Source organism: Thermodesulfobacteriota bacterium (assembly GCA_031082315.1).
Taxonomy (GTDB): domain Bacteria; phylum Desulfobacterota; class QYQD01; order QYQD01; family QYQD01; genus QYQD01.
This window is the reverse complement of the sequence record JAVHLC010000006.1, coordinates 86257-107960: the sequence shown is the minus strand read 5'-3', so window position 1 is coordinate 107960 and position 21704 is coordinate 86257. Positions and strand designations below refer to the sequence as shown.

Here is a 21704-nt window from a genome sequence, read left to right as displayed (position 1 = left end):
GCCTCCGAAATAGATTTTGCCCCACTTTAATCCACTTTACTCCCCTTTTCGCCACTATATGGCCAGGGCTTTAATTTGTCAAGAAAAAATGCCCCCAAAATAGACATATATTAGCTGCAAAGAGGTTTGACGCAAGTGCAAAGAGGTTTGTCGCAAACTGCGGGTTCAAATTTGGGGAAATTTGGTGTCAAATTGGAATCAAAAAGGGGCTGTTGAAAGGTCGATTAACTGCCGTTTAAACCGCATTTCAACCGGTGTGTTTTTCTAAAGTGGGGTTATGCCGTGGAACCCATCCCGTCCAGACAAGTCTTGAGCATATAAATAACCTGAAGTTCAACCGGCCTTATTTGCTGTTCAGCCAGCTTTTCGATCTCTCTGAGGATGTGGGCATGCTTGCCAAAATCGACTTTAAGGGCTGTATCGGCCTCTGTAAACGATTCCCTTGGCTGGGGTAGGCATTTGTCCCATGGAGCCAGTTTCGCTTTATTTACGCCCTTCTGAGCTTCTCGCCTGGGCGTCTTGGGGCTGCTCCCCTGAAGCTTTCGCGCTTTCTGTGCCCTCCTGGACATGCAGCTTGGGCAATATGGGCAGCCTGGAGACATTGTAGGCTTCTCTTGACAATCTTCACATAGCCTTACGCCTACCTGCTCTTCTGGCTTTGGATTTTCTAACATGTCGCCTCCTGGTTGTGCCATAAGCTGATTTTTAGGTCCCTGGCTGCATCCTTCACAAACCGGAAAGGAAAATTCCTCTTGCCGTTTAATACAGACCGCGATCCGCAATCGGCATCGTGTCCTTTCACAGTAAAAATACTCAGGGCTATTAAGAATATCAAGAATTTCATCTTCTCTCTTCATTCAAAGTACAAGGCCCTTTAAACACTTCCGGGATTGCTCTTTTATACATTTAAAGCAAAGAATTTCTTCTTCTTTTACCCTTCCCTGGTTGTCCAGAATACCCATTTGATTAAAGGCCCAATTATCGGCTTGATCCTCTTGATTGGAATGGCTTCCTTTGTAAAATCTATAGCCAAGGTGGTAAAGCTCTATGTGTCCTATTTCATGAAAAAGGACGAAAAGTGCCTGATAGGGACAAATTAACTTGTTTCTATCTATAAAAATCTTATATTCTTCTGTCGCACGTGGCCTTCCGGCTTCTCCTAACTGTGTACCTGGTAAATCACAAAAAGCCACATATTCGACCTTGGGATTATAGGACTTGGCTATATCGGTTAAAAAAGGGCTGATTTGCATGATCTTTTATCAATTCCCAGGGACCGGGGCGATTATTCCGGCGGCAAAATCGCCCCGGGTTGGGCAGCCAGGGAAAGGAGGAAAGCCTGGCTCTGGGATCTTATTCTGTTACGACAGATTTATATCCACCCGGATGACCGGCCAGGGTGCCGCCGTATTCATGCCTGATCTTGTAACCAATCTTGTCCGCTGTGAAGACATGCTCTTCTGTGGGGCCTTCTTCAATAATAAACTCGGGCTCTTCGTGTCCCCACATGTAGGACATTTCAACAATGGGTACGTCTTCCCGATCCCTGATAACTCCCCAGTCATTTGTATCCGTCATAAACGGGCAGGTAACGATCCTCTCGTTGCGATCGCCAAATAGCCGTTGACAAGGATTAGGGACTTTTGTGGTCAGATCATCGGATTCATAGTAATCCCGGCCTTGGTTTTTCTTTACCGCGAGATCCCACAAATCAATAGGCACAACCAGGTGCCAGTTAAAAGTAGCGAGATCCAGGCCCAACTTTTCTGCGCTTGGCCCGGGTTCCGTCATGTTCGCCAGTGCTGTTATAGCGGTCACCAGAGGGGCTAGATCGAGGGCGTTATTGCCAAGGTTCCCATGCTCAGTGGTGAACCAGGCCGTCCCGTCCGGGCATGTAGCGTTATTGATATAAAAATTCCAGACATATCTGGCATGGGTCTTTCGGGCGCTACGTGCCATCCTTTTGACCATGTCTTTTACCAGACCGATGCTGTCATTCAGAATATGCCTCCTGGTAACCCATAGGATGGCACCTTTATGGCCCAGATCGTATTGCGACTCCGTATCGGCATACTGTTCTACGCTATCGTAGTTGGCAGCCTCCGGGTCCACATCGGGAAGATCGCCCAAATAGCCCAACTGGACTGAATGGATTTTTCTAAAGTCCGTGGCCTTCTTCTTTTCGGAGATAAGGATCTCTTCATGATAAGGAAAAGCCTTGTACGTCTTGGATAAGTACATGCTTAGGGCATTTTGCAAGCCAAAAGCAAAGGAATTGGAGGCGAAATCAGCACAGGCCCGTAACTCTTTAGACGCCTTGTGAGGGTAAAACATGCCATTTATGTCATCGTCACCTGTAAAGTGGACATAGGCATCACGAAGACTGTTGAAGGCCCCCACGCCCCTGGTGTCATATTCGGGCACGAAAAGCTTGATAAGGGCGGCCCCAAGCTTTTCGACTGGGTTCAGTCCTACCTGCACATCACTATAAAAAAGGGTCCTTTCTATATCTTTCAATACCTTTTCTCTGTTCATAGTCCTTCTTTCTCCTTTGGATTCTATTTTTTGATTGTTTTTAAGACGCTCTTGACACTGATTCTTTGGTTAAGCTTTTCGTTCCATACCATTTCATCTTGAGGCAATTCCCCGGTGATCTCCACCTGGGACAGCTCAAACTGCGCCTCTTCACCCCTACGGTGCCGGATTCTCTTGCCTCCGTTTGTCACAATAACCACCTGGTCGATTTCATCATACACGCGGCTTGCGAAAACGTACTCCGGCGGAACCTTATAGATCCTCAAGGCCTCATCAAGTAAGCTTTTTTCTTCCTTTTGCATGGTCTTATCTCCTTTAAAAAATAAAGGGGGCTGCACAGTATCCATGCAACCCCCTCTTAGTTGCTGTCCCTCATTTTAAAACCCTGGAGGGGCGGTGAGGGTACCGCCCTTTCGGTAGCGAGCCTATCCAGGGCAAGGTTTTTTAGATTATACTTGTGGTCTGGCCTCTTCTGTTTGTGTTTTTCTAAAATGATCGGCATATAATTTGAGAAGAAGACCCAAGGCGACCATATCCTCTGCTTGCATCTGCGCACCAGAAACCGCTGACAGCATAAGCAATCGCCCCAAAAGCTGTATAGGCCTCAATTCAAGGCCTTCAAAATCAAAAGTTTCTTGTTCTACATCGTCCCGTGTTTCTTGACTTTTGTCCTTTGCCATGCTATTCGTACCTCCTGACTGGGTTAATACCCGGTGTTTGTTAAGGAGCCTTTACCCGGTGGCAACCTTCGGTAAAGGCTCCCGTTTGTTGAGCGCCTCCGTAAGCCGTTTAATTTCACGGCGACTCTCACTGTCGTTTTCTGATATTCCATCGCTCACATGTTCCATATCCTCTGAGATATTTCTAAGAACCAGGTAAAACCCATAAAGACCACTTTCTGAGAACCGAAAAGTTGAGGGTCCATCCTGGGTAAAAACGTCGACGATAAAATCAACCTTGGCACGACAGATATTGAGCGTGGCTGCTAAATCATAAAGCGACTCTGGGGTCATTTCCTTTCCCTGACCAGGCCCTTTAGTTTCCTGACATTTCGTTGGCTCCATCTATTCCACCTCCTTTATTCCTGTTAACCATGCTCTTTAACCCTTGAATAACCTTGATTCCCTCCTGTTTGGTCCTTACCACCTCCCTTTTTATGATTCTCCTGACAAAGCCCCCCAGACGTTCCGGGTTGCCCTGCCAGCCGAGTCTTTTCTCTAAGTAACTGATATAACTTAGCTGTTCGCTGGTTACCATCTCCACCACATTGGGCGGCAACTTTCGCCGGGGCCTCCTCTTTTTCTTCACTCTGCCCCCGGCCCGGATCATGGTGTTAACAACCTCTATACCTTCCCCGACCGAAAGGGCCTTAATCGAGTCTTTGCCGGTGATCCCGGTAACCACTTCGTGGAGCTCATCGCTATCCAGATCCAGTTGCCGGGCCAGTACCCAGATCAATTTGATTTGGTCCTTACTAATCACGGCAATCCCTCCTTTGCCCTTACTTGGCGTTAGTTTCATCGCCTCCTCTCCCGAATGCCTTATTAAGACCGAATAAAAGTTCCCTATATAAGGCCTCCAGATTTATCCTGGATTTGGCCGGTCTCCGCTTTCGGCTATATGGCCGGTCGCTCACCGGGTAAGCGAGTCTCATTATGATGCGATGAACCGCGTTCCGGCTTACGCCCGTTATTTCGGCCAGGATATCAACCTTAACGCCTCTTTTGCTCAGTCCAAAAATGGCGTTGTCACGCTCGACTCGGAAGGGATTGTCCTTTTGAATAGTCTTTTGTAATCCTTCGTCAAGGCTCTCCCAGACCCTTTTTGCCTCAGGAGATAAATCGCTTGCTTCAATCATGATAACCCCCTTCTTACGCCATTAGAAATCTGAATGCCTGCTGGAGAAGGCTTAAATTTATGGGTTTTTGGGACATCTCGGACATTTGGACTGTTAACTTCAAAACATTGGTCAATGTCCGGAAATGGCCATCGCCAGTGGCCTTCTGATGTAAGAAATCGATACTCCTTCGATCTAATTCAGGACAAAATGACCCTGCGATTAGCTTCACATCGTCCCTTGAAATGTCTCCGCCTACCTGTCGTCTTACAGCGATGCGACTGAATATTTGATCGTATAAGTACGTGTTCCTTTTGCCTCTCATCTGAGCCAAGACACGCTGTTGGCCAACGTAAACAATGCCCGTTTGACTCAGATCCCATAGTTGCCGAATCGCCTCATAAGCCGACCAGTCTAAAAAATGCGCCTCATCGAAAATCAATAGCCGGTGGGTTTCCCTTAAACGCTCACCAATCCGGTCTAAATATATTGAATTCGTCCGGCCATAGAGCTTAATACCGAGTTTCTCGGCTACAGCTTCCAAAATCGCGCCCAAACACTTCACCGTAACACCGCAGGTCAGAACGAGCGCAGTTTCATGTTTTTTCTTATATTTTGAGATCGTCATGGTTTTGCCCACACCTGCGGGTCCGGTAATCAAACCCATCACCCCAGATTTTTGGACCCATTGGCAAACCTCCCATATATCGCGAGAGACCGTTGTAGTAGAAAAGACCGGTCCTTCGGGTAGGGGATTAGATCGCTCATTATGGTTTAAAAAATTACGGATAGTTCCCTGGATTACCATCTTTGCATGAGAATCCAGGTCGTTTTTAAGATACTTGGATACAAGCTCCGGCGGCTTCCCCATCAAATCTGCGGCCGTCTCGTTCGTCTCGCCAAATTTCTTCTTATAACGGAAAAACCGCGCGCAGGTCTCCTTGTAAATATAATCTTCTCGCTGAATATCCGGATTTTCCTTTAAGGCCGTCTCCAATGTATGACCTCCCTTAATCGTCAATGTCCAAATCTACGAGCCTATATCTCGGGGCCTCCTCAACGTCTTTTTCCCGCTCAAAACTTGATAGTAACTGGCTGATGAGACTATCGCCGCCGCCAACGGCCGTTTTTCTCTCCTGTTGTTGCCTTTCCCCTTCTCGCAAGGCCTTTTTAACATCCTTCGCGATCCGGGATTTTTTGTTAATCCCGACGACCTTGCTGTCGACGGGCCGGATGTCTCGCTGCCTCGGGGTTCCTTCGCTGTCCAGCTCCACCGCCATGCGTAGCGGGTCATCTATAAAATCCTGATTCTCGATAACAAGCTCCCGCCATTTCTTCGTTCTCTTGCGAATGCGCCGGGCTGTTTTCACGCTGTCGAGAGTAATAGCACTTTTGTAATGATCGGCTTGTTCCAGGTAGGCGGAGCCAAAGACTTTACCCTTGTATATAATCACAGCGCGGGTAATATTTTGGGGATCACGTCGAATTTCTACCTCTTCACCGGCGAGTCTCCAAAGTTCTTCACCCCGATAAACCAAGCCCTCTATGGTAACAGTGGAGTCCTTCACTTTCTTAAGATGGACGTCCATGAGGAGGTAGTCCAAAAGCTCCTGGCTGGGAATAATGGGCGTGAAATTTTCGTAAAAAGAATCGGGGGGAACCCCGGTTTGGGAATGCGGTTTGGCGTTTCGTTCTTTCATCTTCTGATCGAATATGGATACGAAATCTTCCCATTCCATGCCTCGCCCGGCCTTTATATCTTGAAGCGCCTTTTTTTGTAGGCCACGATTCTTGCCATTTCCGCAATAAGCGGATAGATCAGCACATATCTGATTAACTCCATTCCAATTCGATTCGATATTTTTTTCAGGTGGGTTGTAGGGTGCGCTGTAGAGAACATTACATCCTGAATCTCTCCAAGCACCGAGAATGATCGTTTTTTCAATCCCTTCAAATAGCTTAATCGTTGGTCCGTCTTTAACCTTCGTGCCTGCCAGCATGGTTGATTTGTAATCTTTGCCATGATCGATATAAACCGTCTTCGGTGCACCGTGTTTACTCACGGCATAGACAAAACTTTGCGCGATGGTCCAGGAATTATGCGTTGGCCACAAAATATGCCCAACGAACTTTCTCGACCGGGCATCAAGCCAGGCGGTAATCCAGGGGCGGATAGGTTTTCCACGATATATCACCCAGATGTCCAGTTGTTTGGCGTCCCCAAACCATGTCCCGTTGACTGGTTCTTTTTCCCAATCCCTGCGAACGAAGGGTCTGTACAAGCGATCCCACTCCAATTTATCTCTTACTAGAAGTCGTTGCCCTTTGGTCCATTTCTTATTAATGAAATCCACGACTGTCCGGTAAGACGGCGGTTTTTGGTTGCGATCATCGCACCACTTGCAGGCTTGTTCCCATGTTGCTCTGATGGTCGGGCCGTATGGTTTTAGGTAGGTTTCCTCGATGAATTTGGCCAGCTTTTTATCAATGATCCTTTTTTGATCTCCGGCATTCCAGTTGGGGACCAGGGCATAATAACCGCCGGTTTTATAGGCATCTTCCCAACGAGTTGAGGTCCGATAAGAAATACCGTGCCGCTTTGCAAAGCTTCTTTTCCAAACTGTCCTCTTGCCCAAGGGCACGTCCTTACTTTCTTCGATCTTCTCTTTGACTATTTTTTCCCTTCGATCCGCCTCTTCCTTTTGATAGGGCTTGAGGTCGTAAATCTTTGGTTCTTCAACCGGTTGTGGTTCCGGCTTGGGCGGATCAAGTAAGCCCCGGTCTTTCAAAGCGCTTTCCTGGGCCTCTGGGGTGCTTAACTGGCTGTAGTGGAGGCGGTTTTCAGGGTGGTTCTTCCTATAGCCATTCTCACCTTTAACTTTTACGACGGAGAGGACGTTGCTCTTGATCTTTCTCCTTACCGTTTTAACGGTAACCCCCTCGTAACGAGCAAATTCGATAATTGTTAGTAAGTATTTTTTATTTGAGCTCACTTTGAATCCGTGCTAAAGGACCATTAATATGTGATTCAGGCCATAAGTAAGATTCGGCCTTATTCAAAAGCTCACATATTCGTTTTCGAGTGGCCTGGGACCTATGACGACCAGATAAAACACCTGAAAGATATGCCGGATGGAGATAAAGTATAAACCCGAGGTCTTTTACTGTTAGGCCCTTTTCGGCCATCGCAATTTTTTGATTTTTATTCATTTTGCCTTTATGTTATGATGATGTTTAATGTTAAGTATTATTACGATATAAATAAACGTAATTTACGATTATGTCAAGCGAAAAAATTTTTGCTTCACAAAAAATAAAAGAAATCCGAAAAAAACAGCGGCTATCACAGAATAACTTTGGAAAATCATTAGGTTATTCTCAAGGCTATATCGCTGATGTGGAAAGTGGAAGGACAAAGCCATCGAGAGGTATGTTGGAGGCTATTCAACGGGTTTATGGTACATCAATAGATTGGTTGCTCTCAGAAAACCAAATTCTTGATCTAATAGAAGAGAATAAAGATCCTGAAGTTACACAACACATCATCTTTGTTTATGCTTTTACGCAGCAAGGAATAGATCACAGTGAAGAAATTTTGAGAGATGTCCTCGCGAATACAAAATACATATTCGTTGACGCTTCAGGTATTAAGAGCGGTTACCAGTTTCTTAAAAAGATTTTTAATGTAGAGGGGACAACCCAACAGCTTTGGGACGAACAATTAGAGCCCATGATGTTAAACGAAGAGGTCGTCTTAATAATCAAAAATATGTCGTTATCCAAGATCCCCGATAGTGGCGGGCTAATTAGATCTATTTTTAAAATAATGGACGATGCAAGGGAAAAGCGGCAGGAAGGAACCCGTTCTGTCATGGTGCGCAAGAGAACAAAATCTTCCTTAATAATTCTAGATTACCCGAGTTACGTGGAAAAGAATATGATGTTTGGTTATTATGCAATTCCTATATACTTATTATCAAGGTTCGATGATGCAAGATAATTTAGTGTGGAAGAGGCGGCTTAAGTGGTGCCAAATTGGAACCGGTTCGGCGGCGAACAACCGATCATAATTTATGATAAGATAGATGTCCCTCTGTGTCCCTCAGCTAAGTTTATCGAAGGTTAAGACCATAAGACATAAACACTAATAATTACAAGGGGTTTAATAGATGTCCCCCAGATATCTTTATTTAAATTCAAAATGTCCCTCAGATCGGCCATAAGTGCAAAGAGGTTTGACATAAGTGCAAAGAGGTTTGTCGCAAAGTGTCAAAAATAATCCGTCAATTCACGTCGATAAGAAAATACTGAGGGACACAGCCGAGGGACATCTGTAGGACAGTTTAGACCCTCACTTGCCGATTTTGCGACAAACCTCGACTTCCCGCCGCCGCGTCCGAATCGTCAATATATCCGCCCACTTCTCGGTGAATGCCGGGAAATCCCGCGTCTTTCTTTCCGTCAAACCTTCTCTCATCTATTAACATAAAAAACATATAGCCATCCGAGGCGCATGCTATTGCCAGATCCGGACTTAGAAAGCTATGCCGGGAAAAATATCCTTTACACTAAGCCATTATTAAGGTAGTTTTTGCAGATAAATAGCGTTCATCCATCAGCCGTCAGCTCTCAGCAAAAAATCAAGGCAGACGGCATCTTAAGCTGAACGCTGATAGCTGAAGGCTGAAAGCTCCATCCGGAGTTTTTGGGCTTCCGGATGAAAACTAAGTAGTCTTTTAAAAGGTGGATATATGGAAGAGCAAAAAACAGGACAAACTTCTTCAGAAAAATCTATGATAGAACCGACCAGATATAACCTTGACAGCCGGTTTAGATTCCGGTGCCATAAGGGCGTAAAATGTTTTACCCTTTGCTGCCGTGGCATCAATATAATCTTGCCGCCCTACGACATCATGCGTATCAAGAACCGGCTCAAGATGTCCTCAGAAGAGTTTCTCCAAAAGTACACCAAACTTGATTTCCTCGGCCATACCCAGCTTCCGGTAATTACCTTAAAGATGCTGGATGGGAAAGACGAACTCTGTCCGTTTGTAACCCCGGATGGTTGTACGATATATTCCGATCGCCCTTCAACTTGCAGATACTATCCCTTAGGTAGGACTACGTTTAAAGAGAAGAACAAGGAGAAAGTCAGGGAAGAGGACTTTTATTTCATGGTTCGGGAAAACCACTGCCTCGGGTTTCAGGAAGATAAGGAATGGACCATAGAAGAATGGAGAAAAGACCAGGGTGTGGATATATATGATGAAATGAATAGAGGCTGGATGGAGATTATCCTCAGGAAAAAATCCTATGGTCCGACCGCTGAGCTTAGCCAACAGGCCTTACAGATGTTCTTTATGGTCTATTCGGATATTGATAAATTCAAGCGGTTTGTTTTTGAAAGCTCATTCCTGGAAAAATATAATATAAGCGATGAAACTATAGCAAAAATAAAAAGGGATGAATTAGAGCTGATGAAATTTGGATTTGACTGGCTGAAGTCCGCCCTTTTCGGGGCAGAGGCAGTCAAACTCAAGGACGAGGTATTGCAGGCCAAGGTCCGGGAAATGAGAGAAAAAGCCGGACAAGCGGCTGCCAGGACTACGCCTTAATCCTGGCAGGAACAGAACAGGGAATAATAAAAAGCCCCGTGGGACATATCCCGCGGGGCTTTTTCATTTGATTCAGTCAGCAACTGTTACCTGACAGGCTCCGATTTTGTCTCTATATGTCTTTTGTAAGCCAGAGCTACCGTACGGTACACCATGTGCGCCAGCTTGGAATAGGGCAGGTATCCTATGATATAGAAGACAAACATCAGGTGAAGAACGTACATCGGATAGGCAAGGGTGGCGATATCTGCCAGCCGCAAGAGTTCCGTAAGTATCCCGGATACCGTTACGCCTAATATCATGAGTATAAGCGCCCAGTCAAAATAAGAACTACTTTGATCCGGGTTCGCCAGCCTGTTCCTTATAATCAGGGAAATACCGATAAAGAGGATAATCGCGCTGATATTTCCGATGATCTTGGCCGGATCATATAACGGCAGGGGAGTCTCCCTGTGGAGGATATATTCGTAAAACACCACGATATTTGTAGTTATAAAGAGACCGACAAACCCGTAAAACACGGCCAGATGGGCGGTAAGGCGCCCCACGTTTGTCCCGCACTTTCTAAAGCGCACATGCCCCAGCACCTCGACAATGGTCTCCACCAGTGACTTTAAAAAGTTTCGCCCGACCAGATACCTGTAACGACTGGGGCTTATGTCATTCCAGAAATTTCTTAATCCCAGCCCCAGGGAAATTATGGCCAGACCGGCAAAGGGCAAAAATATGGAATCCACAAACTTGATCGGCAAAAATTTCGAATAAACAATCTCGCCCGCCGGGATCTTTAAATTCCCCAGGGCGGCAAGGACCAGCAGGATTATCACCAGGGGGATAGCCAAAATCACCGGTAGATACTTACCCTCGCCGACCAGGTTGCCCATGAATCTTGGGAAGGCATATTCCCTGATAGCGTAAGCACGCGCCGCCGCGATAACATCGCCCGGCCTGGCCCCGCGCGGGCAATAGGTCGAACAATCACCGCACTGGTGGCATGCCCAGATATCGCCATTCTTGACCAGTTTGTCCTTCAGCCCCCACTGCGCCCAGATCATCTCTTTTCGCGGGAAAGGCTTTTCGTCTGAAGACAGGGGGCAAATAACCGAACATGTCGCGCACTGATAGCACTTCTTCAGAGACTCTCCGCCTAATTTCTGGATCTCCGCAATAAATTTAACATCGGGATCAAGTGAATAACCTGCCATTTCACATACCTCCTAAAAGCCTTTCATGGGGCTGGGGCCCATGGCCTCCATCTGCTCCATAAATTCATTGAAAATCTGTGGTATCTTATCATATTCGTCAATGGCCACCTGTACCAGTTTAACACGTTCTGATTCAAGGGCCAGAGATTTTAATGTCTCGCCCACGTTATCCATACGCCTGTTGGCCAGCTCACTGCCCTTGGCAAAGTGGCATTGATAATCATCGCCATACTTGCACCCCAGAAGGATAACGCCATCGATGCCTCTGGACATGGCATCTTTAATCCAGACCATATTCATAGAGCCCAGGCAACGCACCGGGATAACCCTTATGCCCGCCGGGAACTTAAGCCCCTTCATGGCGGCCATATCCATAGCCGGGTAGGCATCGTTCTCACAGACAAAGGCGATAACCCTGTATATACCGTCGTCCTCCGGCACTTCAAAGGACTTCACCATGGAGCCGATCATGTCAATGTTGTAATTTTTGAACCCGATGATCCTCTCCGGGCAGGCCCCCATACAGGTGCCACAGCGCCGGCACCGCGTGGGATTGGGCTTGGGTGTTCCTCTCTCATCGTCATCCAATGCCCCAAACGGACATTCTTCGGTGCATCGCTTACACTGTGTACATCTTGCGAAGAAGAACTCCGGATAGCTCATATCCCCGGAACGCGGATGAACCGATACGCCCCTATAGGCCGATTCTATACACTGAATGGCCTTGAGGGCCGCGCCGGCCGCATCGTCTTCACACATAGGTATGGTCATCGGCTGCCGGACCGTGCCCGCCGCATAGACACCGGTTCGCCTGGTCTCGTAAGGAAAACAGATAAAATTGGAATCCGCGAAACCATTAAATAACTCCAGGTCTATAAAGCCGGGCCCCTGGCGGTAGGCCAGATTAATAATGGCCTCATCCTGGGTCGTGGGGACCATGCCGGTGGCCAAGACCACCATGTCCACGTTCACCTCAATTTTTTCTCCGATAAGGGTATTATCAACCTCTACGGTCAAGCCTTTCCTGGCATCCTCGGTAATGGATACTACATCTCCCTTGGTCAGAAAAACCCCCGGATCCTGCTGCATGCTCTTATAGAAATTCTCATACTGGCCCGGGGTGCGCATATCCTTGTAGAAAATAAACGCCTTGGCGTCTTCACCTTGTTCCCGCACATATTTAGCCTGCTTGAGGGAGGTGATACAGCATGTCGCAGAACAGTACGGAAGATGTTTTTCATCCCGCTGGCCGGCACACTGAATAAAGGCCACACTCTTTACCGGTTTTCCATCCGAAGGCCGGACCAGGGAGCCTTTCGCCGCCATCTCCTCCATCATCACGTTGGTAATCACATTTGGATACTTGCCAAAGCCCAGGGCATCCAGTTTATTGGCATCGTAAGGCCTCCACCCGGTAGCCAATATTACCGCGCCGTAGCGTTCTGCATTCTCGTCCTGGAGCAGGATATCCTTGTATGCCCGGCCACCCGCCTCAGCGGCTTCTCCACCCTCGGCCGGTTTGGCCTCCTCTGTTGCTGGAGCGGCTGCCTTAGGAGGCACATCCCACTCACCTTCAGTCCCCGCCGGTTTAAACGAGACATGATATAGCCCCGGCGCACCGGCTATACGGGACACCTCCGTCTCTGTGCGTACATTGATCTTCGCATGGCTACTAACCGCGCTGATCTTGGACTGGATGTCCGGTGTCTCTATATCGGTATATGGGTAGGTCCTGGCCGCCTGTTTATAGAGCTTGGCCGCAAACCCGCCCAATTCCTTCTCTTTTTCCACGAGAGTGACCTCATAGCCGACACTGGCCGCATCAAGGGCTGCGCTCATACCCGTCACACCCCCGCCAATAACCAGGATCTTCTTATTAATCTCCTCTTCCGGTTTATAGGGCTCAGGAAGCTCACCTTTTTGGGTCTTTATAATCCCCATACGCAGGTAATCCTCGGCCAGCATCTGAAACTCCGGATCAATGGCCGCCTCTTCTCCTTCGCCTCCTGCTTTTTTTGCCTCATGGCTCCAGACCACGCCTTCCCGCAGATTTACCCTCTCCACCAGTACAGGGCCGAATTCAAAAACATCATACATGACCCTTGGTGAACAGGCAGCGATGATCAAGGTATTGACCCCCTCCCCTGCGATATCTTGTTTTATCAAGTCAACACCGGCCGGACCGCACAGGAAAGGATGGGTTTTACAAAGTGGAACCTTGGAACTGGCAGCTACCGCAGACAGCTTTTCTATATCAAGTGATTTACCGATATCACAGCCGGTACAGATGTATACTCCGTATTTCTTTTCCATCTACCTACCTCCTCACCAAAGTTTGAATAGCCTTCATCGCTGCTCCGGTAGCAGTCTCAGCACAGGAAACAACATCCAGGGGTTCTTTGGCACAGCCACAGGCAGAAATTCCCCTCTGTGGATCGGCCAGAACAAAGCTGCTCTCGTTCAATGGAACATTAAGAGAAATATTTGTCCCGGCCATGGCGGGCTGCATCCCCGTGGCCAGGACAGCCATATCCACCTTTTCATGGACTTTTGCCCCGGTTGCCGTATTCTCAGCAACCACCGTTACATCCTTTGTAGCGGGATCTTCCTCGATTTGCGCCACCTTACCTTTAATTAATGTGATATTGGGATTGGCAGCGACCTTACGGTAGAAATTTTCATATCGGCCGGGGGTTCGAATATCGATGTAGTATATAGAGATTTTCGCTTCCGGATACTGTTCCGCCACATAAGTTGCCTGTTTCAATGAGGCCAAACAGCAAATATATGAACAATATGGCAGATGGTTTTCATCTCTGGAGCCGGCGCACTGGACAAAAGCGATCTTTTTTATCTCCTTCCCATCAGAAGGCCGTAAAATCTTGCCCGCAGTCGGTCCATTGGGCGCGGCTAATCTCTCCATCATCATATTGGTAATGACATTTTTATATTTTCCGAATCCGAGGTTATCCATCTTAGCAGCATCATAAGGCTTCCAACCTGTAGCCCAGACTATGCTGCCGACCTTCAGTTCCAGGGTTTTCGGTTCCATCTTCAGATCGATAGCATCGTATTTACAAACCTCAACGCACCTGGCACAACTTGCCTTCTGGCATATCTTTCCGTCGATAACATATTGCATCGGGAAAGCCATGTCATGCGGCTTATATGCCGCCTTATTCGTATTCATACCGAAGTTAAAGTCATTTTCGCGTGTAACCGGGCACACCTCAGCGCAGGCATTACAGGCCACACAGTTCTCATTTACGTATCGAGGGGTTATTTTCACAGACACATCATAGTTGCCGGGACTCCCTGAAACCTTATCCACTTCGGCCAGGGTATAAAACTTAACATGGGGGTTCGTCTTGATTCTTTTGAAGTTAATCTCCAAGCCGCATGTTGGAGGACATAGCTTTGGAAAATACTTATTTAGCTGAGCTACCCGGCCGCCAAGGTATGGATTCTTCTCCACCAATATAACATCATATCCTACCTCTGCCGCCTCCAGGGCAGCCGTCAATCCGCTAATCCCCCCACCCACGACTAGTATGGTTCCGCTTACAGGACCTGTTCCAGATGTCATGCTATTCCTCCATGGTCGATTTTTCTCGCTCTAAGGACACCAAAAAACCTCCAGGCGTCTTTTACAACGCCTGGAGGCATTGGTCTGTCATTTGTTACGCACTCAACACTTCCCTCTGACCTCGATTAATCCGGAATGATCTGCTTCCACTCCTTCTTAAATACCGACCATTCCTTCTTATCAGGATCGTACTTGGAGTTGACAAAGCACTTCCAGTTCACTTCGTCAACCTTCGGGAAGTCTGACCGGTAAAAGAAGCCCGGATATCTGGTCTCTTCCCTGAAGAGCATGTGGCGGATATGGGCCTCTACCGTACCCAGGCGGTGATATTGTTCCCAGGCCCTCATGAGTTCATGGAGATCGCCCGCCGCCATTTTCTCAGAGTCCTCACGCAGCCACGCCAGAAGCTCCATACATCTCTTCAGCATGGGGCCGCTGGTCATATAGTTGGCATTTGCGCCTGCCCCATACTCGTCACTGGCCTTGATCAGACGGAGCATGAAATGCTTGGGCTTGATGTAGTTCGGGTTGACGTCAGACATGGTGCTGGCGCCCTTGAACTGGTTGTAGGTCTTTACCGGTTTATATATCTCATCAGCCAGTTCTTTGGCGCTCCGCTTCAGAGTCGGCTTTAATCCGGCGTTATCCCGGATATACCGAGCCATCATTTTGGCGCAAATTCTGCCCTCGGCATGGGCACCGGAGGAGAATTTATGACCGGAGGCGCCGACGCCGTCGCCGGACGTGAAGAGGCCGTTTACCGTGGTCATACGGTTGTAACCCCATTTGTAATCCGCCGGGACCCAGTCCTCGTTCGGGCCGCTTACCCAGATACCGCAGCAACCGGAGTGCGAACCGAGGAGGTAGGGCTCAGTGGGCATAATCTCAGAAGGAACCTTCTCCGGCTCAGTGTTCGTACCAGCCCAGAGACCGGCCTGACCGACACTCATATCCAGGAAGTCTTCCCAGGCCTCCGCTTCCAGATGTTTGAACTGCTTGGCATCCATGGTCTTGCCCAGTTCCTGCAGGGCCGTGGCCGTATCAATAATAATCGGGCCGTGACCATCCAACATTTCCTTCAGCATAAGATGGTTTCTCAGACAGGTGGCCGGGACCTTGGCCAGACCGTAGGGCGGATATTCTTCCAGCATGGCTTTATTCTTGGCCATGTAGTTTTCACCCAGGGCGTTCATGGCCTTGGCCTTAAAGAGAAGGAACCAGGCGCCTACCGGACCGTAGCCGTCTTTGAAGCGGGCCGGCACGAAGCGGTTTTCCATCATGGTCAGCTCAGCGCCGACCTCGGCACACATGGTATAGGTGGAACCGGCGTTCCATACCGGGTACCATGCCCTGCCCATACCTTCACCCGTAGAGCGCGGCCTGAATACGTTGACGGCGCCCCCACAGGCTACCATCATGGTCTTGCACTTAAAGACGTGGACCTTGTTTTCCCTGGTGCTAAAGCCTACTGCACCGGCGATGGTGTTGGGCTTATTGGCATCCAGAAGCAGTTTTACGATGAAGATCCTCTCCATGATGTTCTCTTCACCTAAGGCCATTTTGGCGGCCTCAGCCACTATACACTTATAGGACTCACCGTTGATCATGATCTGCCATCTACCGGAGCGGACCGGCTTGCCGCCACCTTTCAGGGTCTTGCCTTCGTCGCCTTTCTGTTTCCAGATCGGAAGTCCCCATTCTTCAAAGAGATCAACAGAGTCATCCACGTGGCGGCCCAAGTCATAGATAAGGTCCTCGCGGACGATACCCATGAGGTCGTTTCTAACCATCCTTACGTAATCATCCGGCTTATTTTCACCCAGGTAGGTGTTGATGGCCGAAAGACCCTGGGCTACCGCGCCGCTTCTCTCTAAAGAAGCCTTGTCCACAAGAATAGTCTTGGCGTTCGGAGCCCATTTTTTAATTTCAAAGGCCGTTCCGCAGGCAGCCATACCGCCGCCCACGATAAGAATATCACACTCATGTTCCGCAATTTCCGGATTGTCTACTGCGGGGAGTTCACCTAAAGGTTTGTTTGGTAATGCCATAGCTAATATCCTCCTTAAAAAGTATAAAGTTCTGAATGGTACGCCTAATTACGGGGTAGTCATCGTCTTGCCCATTTCAGTAAAGAGCAGTTCATTGTCAAGATCGGCTGCCGTCGGATCGGGCTTGCCCTCAAAGGGTTTGATAGAACCTTCAGGTGTCGTCCGAATGGGGAATTTGAAACGCTTCAGATTCCCGTTTCTGAATTTAATCGTCCACATAATGGAATCGGAAGCTCTCATGGGAACCACAGAACCGCCCAGAGGCACAATGTCCGAATATGACCTGACCTCGATGGCGCCCTGGGGACATATCTTTACGCAAGAAAAACATTCCCAGCACGCATCCGGCTCTTGATTGTATGCCTTCATCTCCGCAGTGTTTAACACCATCAGGTCATTGGGGCATATATACATACATGCGGTCTTCTCACCGCCTTTGCAACCGTCGCATTTCTCTGGAATTACAAAACTTGGCATAATTTTTCCTCCTATTTATGTTGTGCTACTGACAGGCTTGTTTCCGTCTACAAACCTCACTCCCTATACATTCTTATTTTTCTCTGATCATCCCCCCTCTCAATATAAATTATCGCTCTAAAGACTCATCCCGTCCGCGGACACAACCTCTGCCCACAGCGCCGGACGGGCACCCAAGAAAGCTCACAGCCGAGCACTTTCTCCTGATTCTTCCAAAATAAGACCTAGTGAATGGTATCTCATTTTATATATGGCATCCGTTAATATGTCAAGAGAAAAAATGAATAATTGCTCACTTTTAGAGAAGAGTCTTCCAAACGAAAAATGGCGGAATATCAACAGGTAATGCAATGCGTTCCCTGTCCATATCTTGTACTTAAGAACACATAAGGCACAACATATGGACTCACCCCTCACATGGCCTCTCCGGAAGGTAAGCATCGGTGCATACACCCCTGGAGCGCAGGAAGGCCCTGATCCCGCCGGCTTCATTGCGTTTCCATTCGTCAATGGCCTCTTCTGCACTCTTGCTTATGGAAACGGCGATCAGCTTCCGCATCAGCCAGTAGTTGAAAGAAAGAACCAAAAAAGAACTCTCCGGGGTACTGTCCTTAATACAATATTCAGGACACCCCTTAAATCCCCCGCAGAGGTTAAACCTCTCCTGATTGTATATTGAGCAAAGTCCTTCCGGAGTAAGCCTTGGGCAGGTGAACAGGACATAAACCTGAATGTACCTGTTGAAATCTTTAGTTATCCCAAAATCAGGCCCCTTGACCAGACAGTCCGGAAAGAAAAAAGGAGTTACAAAAAAACCGTAAAGCGTCAGTACGTTAAGATTGCCTTCTATGTCTTTCCGGAGGTTCTCGCCGGCCGCTACTACGGTGTTGGGCAGGTCTTTCCCGGCCACGGTTCTCGGGATAACCATTGAAGTAATAATGGGATCGCAGCAGTTGTATGCACAACCGACACCGCACGGGACGCCTTTCAGCTTCGGGAAAGACCTGTATCTTTCCCGGTAGAAGAGCTCGGGGAAGCCGGCTGTATTTACAGACAGTGTCATAATGGCAAGACTATGAGTTACTCCACAACCCACACGGTACAGTCCTTGGCATAGTTAACAATCTTGCTGCTGACGCTGCCGAACAGGAACTCCTCTTTTTTTGAGATGCCCCGCCTGCCGACAACCACCGTACCCTTGTTTTCGTGTTGCGCGTGTCTGATTATGGACTCGGCTATATATGCGCTAGGCGCAGTTACTTGTTCTGTCCTTATGCATTCTTCCGGCACAGCATGTTCTCTCATGATATTTCGTGCCTCTGCCAACAAGGCAGCGGAGGTCTGTTTTTGCTTCTCAATGTGGGTCTGTCTTTCCGCGGCAGAAGGGAAGAAATCTTCGCCCATGTCTTCAATAATATTCAGTATAGTTATGCGGTAATCCCCGGATGAGCCCACAATGTTAGCCACATAGCGGATGGCACGCCTTGAATTCTCGGAATTATCTATACTAAGGAGAATATTCTTTCCCGGGTCCACTTCTCCCATTGTATCTCCCCCCTTTTTCTTTTATCTGAGTTCCTCTGTCGGATCGGTAACGCTCCACAGATAGAGAACTACCAAACTACAGGTCCGCCCGCGCCTCCTCCAAGTCTTCAAGGAGTTCCCAGACCGTTTCGTAAAAGACCGTGGCGCCCGCCGAAAAATGCATCAAAACCCGGTTCAAACCCTCCGGTATCTGCGGATATACTTTTTTTAGATTCACTACCCTGTTTGACCATACAATATTTGTGTCTTCATAGTAGAGTCTGTCCAGAACTTCAGGTCGCTCGGCCTTCAGCTGCTGCAAGGTACAACTCCCGCCTCCCACAACAGCCGCCAGGATGTTTCCCAGACCGAACATGTCGTAACCGAAACGCGACCCTTTGGTCGAGTAGTTGTAGTCAAAATCAATCCACCTAAACAAGCTGTCCGCCTTGTCGATGAGGATATGATCCTGCCTGATGTCTCCGTGCACTTCATCCTGATCATGCAGCCAACCCATGGCACGGAAGCAAACGATGAGCCTGTCCAACAGAGAAGGCAGGGTTTGATAGAAATATTCATCATATTCCACACGCAGGCTCATGAGGTGTTCGTAAAGAGAAGGTCCATTAATGAAATCCAGAACTCTGATAGGATTCCCACGTATCTGTTCCACCGTACGCCCCTGCATGAAGTTCGGGTGTCCTTCCACCTTTTTCAGAATGCGGGCTTCCTTGGCGGGGCTTCGCGCAAGTTTAAACTTTATCCCCCCAATATGGCTGTCGAATTCTTCAAAAAAACAGAATTTGATAATTTTTTTAACATAATTGTCCCGCAGATCCACTACCCTCTTCACCCAGTATTTGGGTTCATCCTCGATCCCAAAACGCTTCTCCGTCTCTACCCCGCGAATCAAGTAATACCTGTCACCCAGCGCCAGGATATCATTATAGTCCACGGCAAAAAAATCCATGTCAGCGCTAACGAAGCGGAATACCTTTGGCGAAGAATCCTCACCAAGATATTGCCTGGCCAGGGCCTCTACAGCCTCTTTGTCATTAATCTCCATAGCCGGCTATTCCAAGATTTTCGAACAAGATTCCGGGGCAAATTAAAACCTGCCCCCCTGTGATCAAAGCAAAAAAATGCCGGTATGGCGACACCCATTATGAATGGCCACCATACCGGCATGATCAACGCAACTGTAATTAAGAATACTATTACCTTCAGGCCGTGGTTACTTCATCTCCTCACCAGTAGCAAACTTCTGCAGCTTGATCTCTACCTTCTCGGTCAGGCCTGAGTAGTATTTCCGCAGGATATCGAGGACTTCGGTACGGCCAAAATGATCCGGAACCTCCTCGCCCTCGGACAGCATCTTGCGCAGCTTGGTGCCGCTCAGGATGACGCGGTCCGCCTTGGTGTGCGGGCAGGTGCGCATTGAGGCCATGCCGTCGCACTTATGGCAGTAGAATGTCCAGTCAATCTTCAGCGGTTTGCATTTGAGATACTTTCCGCCTTCGCCCTTCGGGATCTTGTCGAAGATCGTCTGCGCATCAAAAATACCATAGTAATCGCCCACACCCGCGTGGTCGCGGCCGATAAGCATGTGGGTGACACCGTAGTTCTGACGGAACGTGGCGTGGAGCAAGGCCTCTCTCGGCCCGCCGTAACGCATTTCCATAGGATAGCCGGCCTGCACCACCATGTCCTTATTGAAGTAGTTCTCAACCAGGACATCTATACACTTGACACGAACGTCAGCAGGTATGTCACCGGATTTCAAAGCGCCGATCAGCGAATGGATGATAACGCCATCGCAGACCTCGATAGCGATCTTGGCCAGGTACTCGTGTGAGCGGTGCATAGGGTTACGAAGCTGCAACGCGGCGATACGGCTCCATCCCTTATCCTGAAAAATCTTTCTCACTTCGGCCGGTTTCTTATAGATGCCGGCAAACTTTGTGGGGTAGTCCAGTTCGCTCAAGACCTTTACAGGTCCAGCCAGGTTGACTTCTTTTTGCTTATGGACCTTCTCGGCACCGGGATGGCCCGCGACGTCATCCGTCGTGAAGACCTGCATACATTCCCAGGTCTTGTCGGCCTCGGTCATCTCGTATTTCTCTACCACCTTCATCGTCGCCATAATCGTGCCGGTAGCGTCATCCACCAGAGCGATCTCTGAGTCCGGCTTGATCGCGTCGGCATCTGCCTTGCTGCAATCAATCGTAATGGGAATCGGCCAGAAGGTGCCGTCGGCCATCGTGAAGTTCTCGCACACACCCTTCCAATCCTTCTTGGTCATGAATCCGTGCAAAGGACTGAAGGCGCCGATACCCATCATTATCAGGTCAGAAGTAGCCCGCGAATGGATCCGGACCTGTTTCAGGGTTTTTGCCTTGGTCAACTCCGCTTCACGCTCTTTCCCCTCCAGTAAACTACATACCAAACCTCTCCCGCCATGTGGTTCAATTAAAGCCATTCTATTTCCTCCTTATGATTCATCAATAATAATGTGGTAATGCGTCGTTACGCCTCACCATTTAATAGACATGAAATGATATTCTTACCTCGATCCCCCAAAACACCCCCCTCCATTAAATATTATCTGCAAGCCAAAGGCTTAGAACACAAAGAATCTATTTTTAGACTTAGCTTTTTTATATACTGTAAGATTCCGTCCCTGTCAAGGACTAAATGAATGAACACTCACTTTTTGTTAAAATATACACATGAGCAAATATTAATAATATCATATTGTTGCCGGATGAGATTGACACACTATATGTTGTGCCTGTACACACTTGCCCACAGTATAGAGAATGGCAACCATCATTATCGATGGTCTATATTATGTCAACGTGTTAATTTTTATCCAAT

At 48.1% G+C, this 21704-nt stretch carries 21 protein-coding genes; 2 read left to right on the top strand and 19 right to left on the bottom strand.

Annotated elements, in window-relative coordinates; all coding sequences use genetic code 11:
* Positions 1 to 275: 275 nt before the first annotated feature.
* From RDU59_07235 to RDU59_07190, 10 genes are all read right to left on the bottom strand, one after another.
* Positions 276 to 674: a hypothetical protein gene (locus RDU59_07235; GenBank protein ID MDQ7838269.1), complete on the bottom strand. Its 399-nt coding sequence runs from the start codon at positions 672 to 674 to the stop codon at positions 276 to 278.
* A gap of 183 nt (positions 675 to 857) precedes the next feature.
* The gene (locus RDU59_07230; protein MDQ7838268.1) at positions 858 to 1253 is read right to left on the bottom strand and encodes a hypothetical protein; all 396 of its coding nucleotides are present in this window, start codon (positions 1251 to 1253) and stop codon (positions 858 to 860) included.
* A 100-nt stretch (positions 1254 to 1353) separates the two neighbouring features.
* Complete coding sequence (locus tag RDU59_07225; protein ID MDQ7838267.1) at positions 1354 to 2535, bottom strand: Mu-like prophage major head subunit gpT family protein; 1182 nt, start codon at positions 2533 to 2535, stop codon at positions 1354 to 1356.
* Between the two features lie 23 nt (positions 2536 to 2558).
* Positions 2559 to 2882 carry a hypothetical protein gene (locus tag RDU59_07220; protein ID MDQ7838266.1) on the bottom strand — a complete coding sequence of 108 codons (324 nt, stop codon included), beginning with the start codon at positions 2880 to 2882 and terminating at the stop codon, positions 2559 to 2561.
* Between the two features lie 102 nt (positions 2883 to 2984).
* Complete coding sequence (locus RDU59_07215) at positions 2985 to 3215, bottom strand: hypothetical protein (GenBank protein ID MDQ7838265.1); 231 nt, start codon at positions 3213 to 3215, stop codon at positions 2985 to 2987.
* Between the two features lie 51 nt (positions 3216 to 3266).
* On the bottom strand, positions 3267 to 3599 hold the full coding sequence (locus RDU59_07210) for a hypothetical protein (protein ID MDQ7838264.1): 333 nt from the start codon (positions 3597 to 3599) through the stop codon (positions 3267 to 3269).
* Positions 3571 to 4056, bottom strand: a complete 486-nt coding sequence (locus RDU59_07205; GenBank protein ID MDQ7838263.1) for a DUF1018 domain-containing protein — start codon at positions 4054 to 4056, stop codon at positions 3571 to 3573. The genes RDU59_07210 and RDU59_07205 overlap by 29 nt, the downstream gene beginning before the upstream one ends.
* Positions 4037 to 4393: a hypothetical protein gene (locus RDU59_07200; protein ID MDQ7838262.1), complete on the bottom strand. Its 357-nt coding sequence runs from the start codon at positions 4391 to 4393 to the stop codon at positions 4037 to 4039. The genes RDU59_07205 and RDU59_07200 overlap by 20 nt, the downstream gene beginning before the upstream one ends.
* A gap of 13 nt (positions 4394 to 4406) precedes the next feature.
* Positions 4407 to 5369, bottom strand: coding sequence for an AAA family ATPase (locus RDU59_07195; protein MDQ7838261.1), 963 nt, complete (start codon positions 5367 to 5369; stop codon positions 4407 to 4409).
* A gap of 13 nt (positions 5370 to 5382) precedes the next feature.
* Entirely contained in the window at positions 5383 to 7365 is a 1983-nt protein-coding gene (locus RDU59_07190; GenBank protein ID MDQ7838260.1) for a Mu transposase C-terminal domain-containing protein, read from the bottom strand.
* A gap of 287 nt (positions 7366 to 7652) precedes the next feature.
* Between RDU59_07190 and RDU59_07185 the strand changes: the two genes are divergently transcribed.
* Positions 7653 to 8372, top strand: coding sequence for a helix-turn-helix transcriptional regulator (locus tag RDU59_07185; GenBank protein MDQ7838259.1), 720 nt, complete (start codon positions 7653 to 7655; stop codon positions 8370 to 8372).
* Between the two features lie 751 nt (positions 8373 to 9123).
* On the top strand, positions 9124 to 9987 hold the full coding sequence (locus RDU59_07180) for a YkgJ family cysteine cluster protein (GenBank protein MDQ7838258.1): 864 nt from the start codon (positions 9124 to 9126) through the stop codon (positions 9985 to 9987).
* An 86-nt stretch (positions 9988 to 10073) separates the two neighbouring features.
* Here the strand turns inward: RDU59_07180 and qmoC are convergent, their stop codons facing one another.
* The 9 genes from qmoC to sat form a co-directional block, all read right to left on the bottom strand.
* On the bottom strand, positions 10074 to 11192 hold the full coding sequence (gene qmoC, locus RDU59_07175; GenBank protein MDQ7838257.1) for a quinone-interacting membrane-bound oxidoreductase complex subunit QmoC: 1119 nt from the start codon (positions 11190 to 11192) through the stop codon (positions 10074 to 10076).
* 12 nt (positions 11193 to 11204) lie between these two features.
* Complete coding sequence (locus tag RDU59_07170; GenBank protein ID MDQ7838256.1) at positions 11205 to 13505, bottom strand: FAD-dependent oxidoreductase; 2301 nt, start codon at positions 13503 to 13505, stop codon at positions 11205 to 11207.
* Positions 13506 to 13509: 4 nt separating this feature from the next.
* Positions 13510 to 14778 carry a CoB--CoM heterodisulfide reductase iron-sulfur subunit A family protein gene (locus tag RDU59_07165; protein MDQ7838255.1) on the bottom strand — a complete coding sequence of 423 codons (1269 nt, stop codon included), beginning with the start codon at positions 14776 to 14778 and terminating at the stop codon, positions 13510 to 13512.
* 125 nt (positions 14779 to 14903) lie between these two features.
* A complete protein-coding gene (gene aprA, locus RDU59_07160; protein MDQ7838254.1) occupies positions 14904 to 16826 on the bottom strand; it encodes an adenylyl-sulfate reductase subunit alpha in 1923 nt (640 codons plus the stop codon).
* 48 nt (positions 16827 to 16874) lie between these two features.
* Positions 16875 to 17303 carry an adenylyl-sulfate reductase subunit beta gene (gene aprB, locus RDU59_07155; protein MDQ7838253.1) on the bottom strand — a complete coding sequence of 143 codons (429 nt, stop codon included), beginning with the start codon at positions 17301 to 17303 and terminating at the stop codon, positions 16875 to 16877.
* 406 nt (positions 17304 to 17709) lie between these two features.
* The gene (locus RDU59_07150) at positions 17710 to 18399 is read right to left on the bottom strand and encodes a hypothetical protein (GenBank protein ID MDQ7838252.1); all 690 of its coding nucleotides are present in this window, start codon (positions 18397 to 18399) and stop codon (positions 17710 to 17712) included.
* On the bottom strand, positions 18384 to 18848 hold the full coding sequence (locus RDU59_07145; protein MDQ7838251.1) for a universal stress protein: 465 nt from the start codon (positions 18846 to 18848) through the stop codon (positions 18384 to 18386). The genes RDU59_07150 and RDU59_07145 overlap by 16 nt, the downstream gene beginning before the upstream one ends.
* 76 nt (positions 18849 to 18924) lie before the next feature.
* Complete coding sequence (locus RDU59_07140; GenBank protein MDQ7838250.1) at positions 18925 to 19893, bottom strand: hypothetical protein; 969 nt, start codon at positions 19891 to 19893, stop codon at positions 18925 to 18927.
* 168 nt (positions 19894 to 20061) lie between these two features.
* Positions 20062 to 21306, bottom strand: coding sequence for a sulfate adenylyltransferase (sat, locus tag RDU59_07135; GenBank protein MDQ7838249.1), 1245 nt, complete (start codon positions 21304 to 21306; stop codon positions 20062 to 20064).
* Between the last annotated feature and the right edge of the window lie 398 nt (positions 21307 to 21704).